Annotated in this window: 9 protein-coding genes and 1 tRNA gene; 8 read left to right on the top strand and 2 right to left on the bottom strand. The window is 61.3% G+C overall.

All coding sequences use genetic code 11. The annotated features are described in order from the left end of the window. Positions 1–327: 327 nt before the first annotated feature. The 8 genes from ABE456_RS07765 (at position 328) to ychF (ending at position 7124) form a co-directional block, all read left to right on the top strand. A complete protein-coding gene (locus ABE456_RS07765; RefSeq protein WP_346643393.1) occupies positions 328–2049 on the top strand; it encodes a tetratricopeptide repeat protein in 1722 nt (573 codons plus the stop codon). Positions 2050–2053: 4 nt separating this feature from the next. After that, a complete protein-coding gene (lolB, locus tag ABE456_RS07760) occupies positions 2054–2671 on the top strand; it encodes a lipoprotein insertase outer membrane protein LolB (RefSeq protein ID WP_012270479.1) in 618 nt (205 codons plus the stop codon). Between the two features lie 4 nt (positions 2672–2675). Continuing rightward, a complete protein-coding gene (ispE, locus tag ABE456_RS07755) occupies positions 2676–3536 on the top strand; it encodes a 4-(cytidine 5'-diphospho)-2-C-methyl-D-erythritol kinase (RefSeq protein ID WP_346643392.1) in 861 nt (286 codons plus the stop codon). Between the two features lie 20 nt (positions 3537–3556). Beyond that, positions 3557–3631 (top strand) — tRNA-Gln (locus ABE456_RS07750). Positions 3632–3679: 48 nt separating this feature from the next. Continuing rightward, the gene (locus tag ABE456_RS07745; RefSeq protein WP_003247410.1) at positions 3680–4621 is read left to right on the top strand and encodes a ribose-phosphate pyrophosphokinase; all 942 of its coding nucleotides are present in this window, start codon (positions 3680–3682) and stop codon (positions 4619–4621) included. Positions 4622–4741: 120 nt separating this feature from the next. Beyond that, positions 4742–5335: a 50S ribosomal protein L25/general stress protein Ctc gene (locus ABE456_RS07740; protein ID WP_346643391.1), complete on the top strand. Its 594-nt coding sequence runs from the start codon at positions 4742–4744 to the stop codon at positions 5333–5335. Positions 5336–5414: 79 nt separating this feature from the next. Further along, positions 5415–5999, top strand: coding sequence for an aminoacyl-tRNA hydrolase (gene pth / locus ABE456_RS07735; RefSeq protein WP_009686183.1), 585 nt, complete (start codon positions 5415–5417; stop codon positions 5997–5999). 24 nt (positions 6000–6023) lie between these two features. Continuing rightward, entirely contained in the window at positions 6024–7124 is a 1101-nt protein-coding gene (gene ychF / locus ABE456_RS07730; RefSeq protein WP_346643390.1) for a redox-regulated ATPase YchF, read from the top strand. Positions 7125–7241: 117 nt separating this feature from the next. Here ychF and ABE456_RS07725 read toward each other — a convergent pair whose 3' ends face one another. Together ABE456_RS07725 and ABE456_RS07720 are read right to left on the bottom strand one after the other, a co-directional pair. Next, a complete protein-coding gene (locus tag ABE456_RS07725; RefSeq protein WP_346643389.1) occupies positions 7242–7946 on the bottom strand; it encodes a TIGR02594 family protein in 705 nt (234 codons plus the stop codon). A gap of 89 nt (positions 7947–8035) precedes the next feature. Beyond that, positions 8036–8968, bottom strand: a complete 933-nt coding sequence (locus ABE456_RS07720) for a peptidoglycan-binding protein (RefSeq protein ID WP_346643388.1) — start codon at positions 8966–8968, stop codon at positions 8036–8038. Positions 8969–9220 lie beyond the last annotated feature (252 nt).

Below are 9220 nucleotides of genomic sequence, written 5' to 3'. Positions count from 1 at the left end.
GGAGTACGCGCTGCAGGCCCCATCCATGGGGCCTCAGCGCTTGACGGGCATCCATGCCCGTCACCTCCCTCCGCAAGCCCTTCGCTCGGCCTCCTGAAGTCGCAACCTGCGTCGCCTGAGCTACCGCGCGCTTAGAAGCAAAGTCAAAAGCCGAAGCAAGATCAAAAACACTCGGTACTGGCGTCGCGGCAGGCTCTGGAACGAACCACCCGCGCCTGTCGCGGTCTGCATGTGCTAAGCATATGCTTCATACCTTCGCAGGTGGGTTTGCCACCGCGCTTGTGTCATCATGCTCCGACCGCCGGTGAGTCTTTCTATAAGCCTTCTATGAACAAACCATACGCATTGCTGCTTGCCTTCGCCCTGCTCCAGGGCTGCCAGAGCCTGGCCCCGCAAAAGGCCGAGCCTCCCGTAGCCGAGGCCGGCAAGAGTGAGGCGGAAAAGCCCGTGGTGTATGGCTCGTTCAAGCAGGACACGCTCTATAGCCTGCTGGTAGCGGAGCTGGCCGGCCAGCGCAACCGCTTCGATATCGCCCTGGCCAACTACACCGACCAGGCAGCAAAAACCCAGGATCCAGGGATTTCCGAGCGCGCCTACCGCATTGCCGAATACCTCGGCGCCGACGAACCGGCACTGGACAACGCGCTGGTCTGGGCCCGCAACGACCCGCAAAACCTCGACGCCCAGCGCGCCGCCGCTATCCAGCTGGCCCGCGCCGGCCGCTATGACGACGCCATGGCCTACATGGAAAAGGTGCTGCAGGGCCAAGGCGACACCCACTTCGACTTCCTTGCCCTGTCCGCCGCCGAGACCGACCAGAGTACCCGCGACGGCCTGCTGCAAAGCTTCGAACGCCTGCTGGTGAAGTACCCGAACAACGGCCAGCTGGTGTTCGGCAAGGCCCTGCTGCTGAACCAGGACGGCAAGGCCGAAGAGGCCCTGGAACTGCTCGAATCACACCCGCCGCAAAATGGCGAAATCGCCCCGATCCTGCTGCGCGCCCGCCTGCTGCAGGCCCTGGACCGTGGCCCGGAGGCCCTGCCACTGCTGCGCGGGGCAATCCGCGACAACCCGGACGACAAGCGCCTGCGCCTGACCTACGCCCGCACCCTGGTCGAACAGGACCGCATCGCCGATGCCAAGGCCGAGTTCATCAGCCTGGTCCAGCAATACCCCGAAGACGATGAGCTGCGCTATTCCCTGGCCCTAGTGTGCCTGGAAAACAAAGACTGGGATGAGGCCGAAGGCTACCTGCAGGAACTGATCGAGCGCGACAGCAACGTCGACGCCGCGCACCTGAACCTGGGCCGCATCCGCGAGGAGCGCCACGACCCGGCCGCTGCCCTGCGTGAATACGCCCTGGTCGGCCCGGGCCCCGACTACCTGCCGGCGCAGTTGCGCCAGGCTGACATCCTGATTGCCAACGGCCGCAGCGCCGAGGCTTCGCGCCTGCTCGCCGAGGCCCGCGAGGCCCAGCCTGACCTCGCCATCCAGCTTTTCCTGATCGAATCTGAAAGCTACAGCAACAACAACAAGGACGCCCAGGCCAGCCAGGTGCTGCAGCAAGCCATCCAGCGCTACCCGGACGACCTCAACCTGCTGTACACCCGCGCCATGCTGGCCGAGAAGCACGACGATCTTGCCCAGATGGAAAAAGACCTGCGCACCATCATCGCCCGCGAGCCGGAAAACGCCATGGCCCTGAACGCCCTGGGCTACACCCTGGCCGACCGCACCACCCGCTACGCCGAAGCCAAGGCGCTGATCGACAAGGCCCACCAGTTGACCCCGGACGACCCGGCCGTGCTCGACAGCCTGGGCTGGGTCAACTATCGCCTGGGCAACCTGGACGCGGCGGAAACCTACCTGCGCCAGGCCTTTACCAGCTTCCCCGACCACGAAGTGGCCGCCCACCTGGGCGAAGTGCTGTGGGCCAACGGCAAACGCCGCGAAGCCCGCCAGGTCTGGGCCAAGGGCTTTGAAGCCCAGGCCGACAGCCCCATCCTGCGCAAGACCCTCCTGCGCCTGACCGGATCCGAGACTCTTTAACGCCATGTTCCTGCGCCATTGCATCACCTTCACCCTGATCGCCCTGCTGGCCGGCTGTGCCGGCTTCGGTAGCCGCGAGGCCCTGCAGGGCCACGGCGACCCGCAGCAATGGCGTGCCCATAAAGAGCAGCTGAGCAGCCTCGATGGCTGGCAGATCAACGGCAAGGTCGGCATCCGAGCCCCACGCGACTCCGGCAGCGGCACGCTGTTCTGGCTGCAACGCCAGGACTACTACGACATTCGCCTGGCCGGCCCGCTCGGCCGTGGCGCCGCACGCCTGACCGGCCGCCCCGGCGGCGTGGTGCTGGAAGTGGCCAACCAGGGCCGCTACGAGGCCACCAGCCCGGAAGCCCTGCTGGAAGAACAGCTGGGCTGGCAGTTGCCAGTCTCGCATCTGGTCTGGTGGGTACGTGGCCTGCCCGCCCCCGACAGCAAGAGCAAGCTGACCCTGGACGGCGACAGCCGCCTGGCCAGCCTCGACCAGGATGGCTGGCAGGTGCAGTACCTGAGCTACACCGAACAGAACGGCTACTGGCTGCCCGAGCGCCTGAAGCTGCACGGCAAGGACCTGGATGTAACCCTGGTGGTCAAGGACTGGCAGCCGCGCCAGCTGGGGCACTGATTTCATGCAAACGCTTACCCTGCCCGCCCCGGCCAAGCTCAACCTGTGGCTGCACATCATCGGCCGTCGCCCCGATGGTTATCACGAGCTGGAAACCGTGTTCCAGTTCCTCGAGCATGGCGACGAACTGAGTTTCGCCGTACGTGACGACGGCGTGATCCGTCTGCACACCGATATCGCGGCAGTTCCGCACGACAGCAACCTGATCGTGCGTGCCGCACGCAAGTTGCAGGAACAGTCCGGTACCACGCTGGGCGCCGACATCTGGCTGACCAAGGTGCTGCCCATGGGCGGTGGCATCGGTGGTGGCAGCTCGGACGCCGCTACCACCCTGCTGGCCCTCGCCCACCTGTGGCAGCTGGGCTGGGACGAAGACCGCCTGGCTGCACTGGGCCTGAGCCTGGGTGCCGATGTGCCGGTGTTCGTGCGCGGCCATGCGGCGTTCGCCCAGGGCGTGGGTGAACAACTGACCCCGGTTGACCCGGAAGAGCCCTGGTATGTCGTACTGGTGCCGCAAGTGTCTGTCAGCACAGTAGAAATTTTTTCACATCCACAGTTGACACGTGATTCGCTCCCCCTTAAGATGCGCCCCGTTCCCAAGGGAAACAGTCGAAATGACTGCCAACCGGTGGTAGAGCAGAATTACCCAGAAGTTCGCAATGCGTTGAATTCACTGGGGAAATTCACTGAGGCTCGACTAACCGGAACTGGAAGTTGTGTGTTTGGGGCCTTCCCAAGCAAAGCCGAAGCTGATAAAGTTCTGGCCCTTCTTTCAGCGACCCAAACAGGGTTTGTGGCGAAAGGAAGCAATGTTTCGATGTTGCATCGCAAGCTGCAAAGTCTGGTCAAGAAGTCGAGCGCATAAGCGTTCGCAGCAACAGATACAGGGGCGTCGCCAAGCGGTAAGGCAGCAGGTTTTGATCCTGCCATGCGTTGGTTCGAATCCAGCCGCCCCTGCCATTTTCCTTATACTCATCCAGGTATACCCTCAGCCTTCAGGTACTGCGCGTGTCCAAGATGATGGTCTTTACGGGGAACGCTAACCCCGATCTGGCTCGGCGTGTCGTACGTCAGCTGCATATCCCTCTCGGTGACGTCTCTGTCGGTAAATTCTCCGACGGCGAGATCAGCACTGAGATCAATGAAAATGTTCGCGGTAAAGACGTTTTCATTATTCAGCCGACCTGTGCCCCGACCAACGATAACCTGATGGAACTGGTAGTGATGGCCGACGCCTTCCGCCGCTCCTCAGCATCCCGAATCACCGCCGTGATTCCTTACTTCGGATACGCCCGCCAGGACCGCCGTCCGCGTTCGGCACGTGTAGCCATCAGCGCCAAAGTCGTCGCTGACATGCTCACTGTCGTGGGTATCGACCGTGTTCTCACCGTCGACCTGCACGCTGACCAGATCCAGGGTTTCTTCGATATCCCCGTCGACAACATCTACGGCTCGCCCGTACTGGTTGACGATATCGAAGACCAGCGTTTCGAGAACCTGATGATCGTCTCCCCGGACATCGGTGGTGTTGTGCGTGCACGCGCCGTCGCCAAGTCCCTGGGCGTCGACCTGGGTATCATCGACAAACGCCGCGAGAAGGCTAACCACTCCGAGGTTATGCACATCATCGGCGACGTCGAAGGGCGCACTTGCATCCTGGTAGACGACATGGTCGACACCGCCGGCACCCTGTGCCATGCGGCCAAAGCCCTGAAAGAACACGGCGCTGCCAAGGTTTACGCCTACTGCACGCACCCTGTCCTGTCGGGCCGCGCGATCGAGAACATCGAGAAGTCGGTACTGGACGAGCTGGTGGTGACCAACACCGTTCCGCTGTCTGCCGCTGCTCAAGCCTGTGACCGTATCCGCCAGCTGGATATCGCACCGGTTGTCGCTGAAGCGGTACGCCGCATCAGCAACGAAGAATCGATCAGCGCGATGTTCCGCTAAGCGGGACACGTGTTGATGTGAAGCGCCCCGCCCCAACCTGTGTTGGGGCGGGGCTTTTTTGCCATCCCCGTCTGGCGCTGGTCGCAAACGCCATTCGGGAGGCTATTTTGGAGAAACAAAATGACTGATTTCATCCTGAACGCCCAAGCGCGTACTGACCTGGGGAAAGGTGCGAGCCGCCGCCTGCGTCACGCCGCCAGCATCCCTGCCGTAGTTTACGGTGGCGATAAAGAAGCCCAATCCCTGACCATCGTGGCCAAGGAAATCGCCAAGCTGTTCGAAAACGAAGCTGCCTTCAGCCACGTTATCGAACTGAACGTCGACGGCGCCAAGCAGAACGTCGTGGTCAAGGCCATGCAGCGTCACCCAGCCAAAGGCTTCATCATGCACGCCGACTTCGTTCGCGTCGTTGCTGGCCAGAAGCTGACCGCCAAGGTTCCAGTTCACTTCATCGGTGAAGAAGCTCCGGTCAAGAAAGGCGGCGAAATCTCGCACGTTGTTTCCGAGATCGAAGTTTCCTGCGAAGCCAAAGACCTGCCTGAGTTCATCGAAGTCGACCTGACCAACGCTGAAATCGGCGCCATCATCCACCTGTCGGACCTGAAAGCTCCGAAAGGCGTAGAGTTCGTAGCTCTGGCCCACGGTGATGACAAAGCTGTTGCCAACGTTCACGCTCCACGCGTTGCTCCAGAAGCAGAAGGCGCTGCCGAGTAATCCACTCGCACGCCGGCGTTGATCGGGTTACAGTGCCGCGCGCCCTGTAACCCACCAACTCCAAGGAAGAGCCCCTGACGTGACCGCCATCCAGTTGATCGTTGGCCTGGGTAACCCCGGCCCCGAATACGAACAGACCCGGCATAACGCAGGGGCTCTTTTCGTTGAACGCATTGCCAGCGCCCAGCGCGTTTCGCTGACCGCTGACAAAAAATATTTCGGCCTGACGGCTAAATTCAGCCATCAGGGCAACGACGTTCGTTTGTTGATCCCCACCACCTACATGAACCGCAGCGGCCAGGCCGTGGCGGCCTTGGCCAATTTCTTCCGCATCAAGCCGGAAGCGATCCTGGTGGCACACGACGAACTCGACCTGCCTCCGGGTGTTGCCAAGCTCAAGCGCGGCGGCGGCCATGGGGGGCACAACGGCCTGCGCGACATCATCGCGCAGCTCGGTAACCAGAACGACTTCCACCGCCTGCGGCTTGGCATCGGCCACCCGGGTGACGCCAAACTGGTCTCCAACTTCGTCCTGGGTCGCGCGCCGCGCGCCGAGCAGGAGAAGCTCGACGCCAGCATCGATTTTGCCCTCGGCGTGCTGCCGGACGTGCTTGCCGGCGACTTCGCCAAGGCGATGCGCGAGCTGCACAGCCAGAAGGCCTGATTTCCTTTAGAGAGGGGAATACCCATGGGTTTCAATTGCGGCATCGTCGGCCTGCCCAACGTCGGCAAGTCCACCCTGTTCAACGCCCTGACCAAGTCTGGCATCGCGGCGGAGAACTTCCCTTTCTGCACCATCGAGCCGAACAGCGGCATCGTGCCAATGCCCGATGCGCGCCTGAATGCGCTGGCTGAAATCGTCAAGCCAAACCGCATCCTGCCGACCACCATGGAGTTCGTCGACATCGCCGGCCTGGTTGCCGGTGCCTCGAAAGGCGAAGGCCTGGGCAACAAGTTCCTCGCCAACATCCGCGAGACCGACGCCATTGCCCACGTGGTGCGCTGCTTCGAAGACGAAAACGTGATCCACGTTTCCAATAGCGTCGACCCCAAGCGTGACATCGAGATCATCGACCTCGAGCTGATCTTCGCCGACCTCGACAGCTGCGAGAAGCAACTACAGAAGGTTGCCCGCAACGCCAAGGGCGGCGACAAGGAAGCCCTGGCGCAGAAAGCCATCCTTGAGCAACTGATCCCGCACTTCACCGAAGGCAAGCCAGCGCGCAGCCTGATGAAGAACATGAGCGCCGAAGACAAGGCGGTCATCCGCGGCTTCCACCTGCTGACCAGCAAGCCGGTGATGTACATCGCCAACGTGGCTGAAGACGGCTTCGACAACAACCCGCACCTGGACGTGGTCAGGGCCATCGCCGAGGAAGAAGGCGCGGTAGTGGTGCCGGTATGCAACAAGATCGAAGCGGAAATCGCCGAGCTGGACGACGGTGAAGAGAAAGACATGTTCCTTGAGGCCCTGGGCCTGGAAGAGCCTGGCCTGAACCGCGTGATCCGCGCCGGTTACGAGCTGCTGAACCTGCAGACCTACTTCACTGCCGGCGTGCAGGAAGTACGCGCCTGGACCGTACGCGTCGGTGCCACCGCACCGCAGGCGGCCGGGGTTATCCACACCGACTTCGAAAAAGGCTTCATCCGCGCTGAAGTGGTGGCCTATGACGACTTCATCCAGTTCAAGGGTGAAGGCGGTGCCAAGGAAGCCGGTAAATGGCGCCTGGAAGGCAAGGACTACATTGTCAAAGACGGCGATGTGATGCACTTCCGCTTCAACGTCTAAGCGGCAATTTGGTTCCTGCTACACACAAAACCCCTTGAGAAATGAAACCTCAAGGGGTTTTTCTTTTCCAGCGAAAACACCAGGTAGAAATTTGATCCTCAACTGGGCCAAATTCCATCATGCTTCGTTCTTGGATAGGTCTTCCTGCCTATCAACCTGAACAATCGCGCTTCCTCCTCCCAACGACGCTGCCGTCCTGGGCCAACGCGCCCTCAGAAAACGGTTCTTCGCAACCCAGGCCAGACAAACCTTATTGCTCTGATTGCCGCCAAGTACCCTGTATGCGCTGTCATCCTCGCCGGCATAAAAACCGACATGGCCTTTGCCACTTTCCTTCGACTCTCTCCAGAACACCAGAATGGCTCCCCAGCGCGGATCTATCGGATCGCCAAATCGCTCCCATTGCCGAGCACCGAGTGGGTTGGCGGGCAATATCTCGTCAGGCATCGACGAACCCACGCAGTGGGCAACGAAGAGTCCGCACCAGGGCACGTCGTCATTGGCGTAATGGATGTCGAGGTTGTCGGCCCAGTTGAGGATGACCGGATTGCTCCTGGACCCGAGGTTTTCCTTGGTACCAATCAGGTTCTCTGCTTCGGCGATCCATGGCAGGAGCGCCTGTGATGGAACGGCAGGGGCACCGGAGAAGAGTGCTGCCGAAGTCTTGGGGCCAACAATACCATCCGCATCAAGCCCCGCACTTTGCTGGAAACGCTTGACCGCAGCGATAGTTCTACGACCCCAGATTCCATCTACCTCACCAGGAATGAACCCCTTGGCGACCAGCGCCTCCTGGATTTTTCTGACCGATATGTTTTCCATGTGCGTCTCCATGGATACAAGATAGAAGGCCTAGTTCTCCGGCAACAAATGACGTTAACTCTTCAAGTGTCGCAACAAGTGCTTCGGCGTCAGCCAGTGAGTTGAACGACCAGCGAAACATCCGCTACCCCGCTCGCCGCCACACCATTGGCCTTCTGGTATTCCTTGAGGCAGGCGACACTGGTCTGGCCGAACAGGCCATCGGCCTTGATGTCTGCGCCGTGGGCGGAGAGACCGAGTTGCACCAGGCGCACGTCCAGGCCTCGGGCCATGGGCGTCTGCAATGCCAGTGGGCGGCTACCGGGCTGCGGCCCGTCGTAGCAGCCAGGAGGGGTTGCATTCAGGGTGGCCGTGGAGATTTCCAGGCCGCGCACCACCAGCGGCAAGTCCAACCCCCAGTGCCCCAGACCAATCAGCCGGCTGAAAGCCTGAGTGCGATAGACCGTAGCGTGCAGTACCTTGTTGTCGTGGCCGGCAAGCCAATCCTCACGCGCTTCGACATAGGCCGTGATCCAGGCGCGTTCACCTGCAGCTTCGGGGCTGCCCTTGTCATGCACAACACGGTCACGAATAAGGCCCCAGGAACCGTGCACCGTGCTGTCGTAGACCACTGCCAGGCCGAGCGGCGTACTAATGCCGATGTCCTTGGCGGATTTTTCCGCGCGCTGCCAATATTTATCGTCGAAAAACTGATCTTGGGTCTCGCGCATGACCGGGTCATCGGCTGTGGCGCGCAGGATGTTGTGCAGGTGCCCCGCCCGGTCGAGTGCTGTGTCACATGCCTTCAGCGGAGCCAGGAATTGCTGGAGTTGATGGCTGAATCGCGCGCCAGGATTCAAACAATACCGCGCGATCAGTTCATACAAGTTGCCGGTGGACAGGGTCGTTTGCGATCGGCCGAAAGTCAGGTGGCCGGAGTCACCCTTTATAACGGTGACATTGCCGTAGTCACCCAGGACGCTCCCGGTTTCGAAGATGTTGACGATGGCCTGGGCGGTTCGTTTCTGTAGCGGAGTCAGCATGGATTTTCCCCTCACGTCTCGCGAGCTTCGCGCAGGCGAAGGGACTCGCCCAACAGCGAAGCGATGCTGCTCGCTCGTGCCTGCAATTAGCAATGGCCTGGGCACTTGCAAAGCAGTTCCGTGCCTCGCAAGCCCTGGCGAGCAGCCGGGTACGGCAGCGAGGATGCCTGAGATACCCTCGGCCGGCCTTCACTGAAAAGGCGTGCCGAGGGTCGCGCGGGGACAATACCTGGAGGGAATTTGCGCGCTGGG

The organism is Pseudomonas sp. TWI929, assembly GCF_039673335.1.
GTDB lineage: Bacteria > Pseudomonadota > Gammaproteobacteria > Pseudomonadales > Pseudomonadaceae > Aquipseudomonas.
Note: the sequence above shows the minus strand (reverse complement) of the source record. Positions and strands in the feature narration are given on the sequence as shown.

Bases quoted from the DNA above. Each gene is read 5' to 3' on its own strand.
- ychF (WP_346643390.1), top strand. From the start codon at position 6,024: ATGGGTTTCAATTGCGGCATCGTCGGCCTGCCCAACGTCGGCAAGTCC.
- ABE456_RS07765 (WP_346643393.1), top strand. From the start codon at position 328: ATGAACAAACCATACGCATTGCTGCTTGCCTTCGCCCTGCTCCAGGGC.
- ABE456_RS07725 (WP_346643389.1), bottom strand. From the start codon at position 7,946: ATGGAAAACATATCGGTCAGAAAAATCCAGGAGGCGCTGGTCGCCAAG.
- ABE456_RS07720 (WP_346643388.1), bottom strand. From the start codon at position 8,968: ATGCTGACTCCGCTACAGAAACGAACCGCCCAGGCCATCGTCAACATC.
- lolB (WP_012270479.1), top strand. From the start codon at position 2,054: ATGTTCCTGCGCCATTGCATCACCTTCACCCTGATCGCCCTGCTGGCC.
- ispE (WP_346643392.1), top strand. From the start codon at position 2,676: ATGCAAACGCTTACCCTGCCCGCCCCGGCCAAGCTCAACCTGTGGCTG.
- ABE456_RS07740 (WP_346643391.1), top strand. From the start codon at position 4,742: ATGACTGATTTCATCCTGAACGCCCAAGCGCGTACTGACCTGGGGAAA.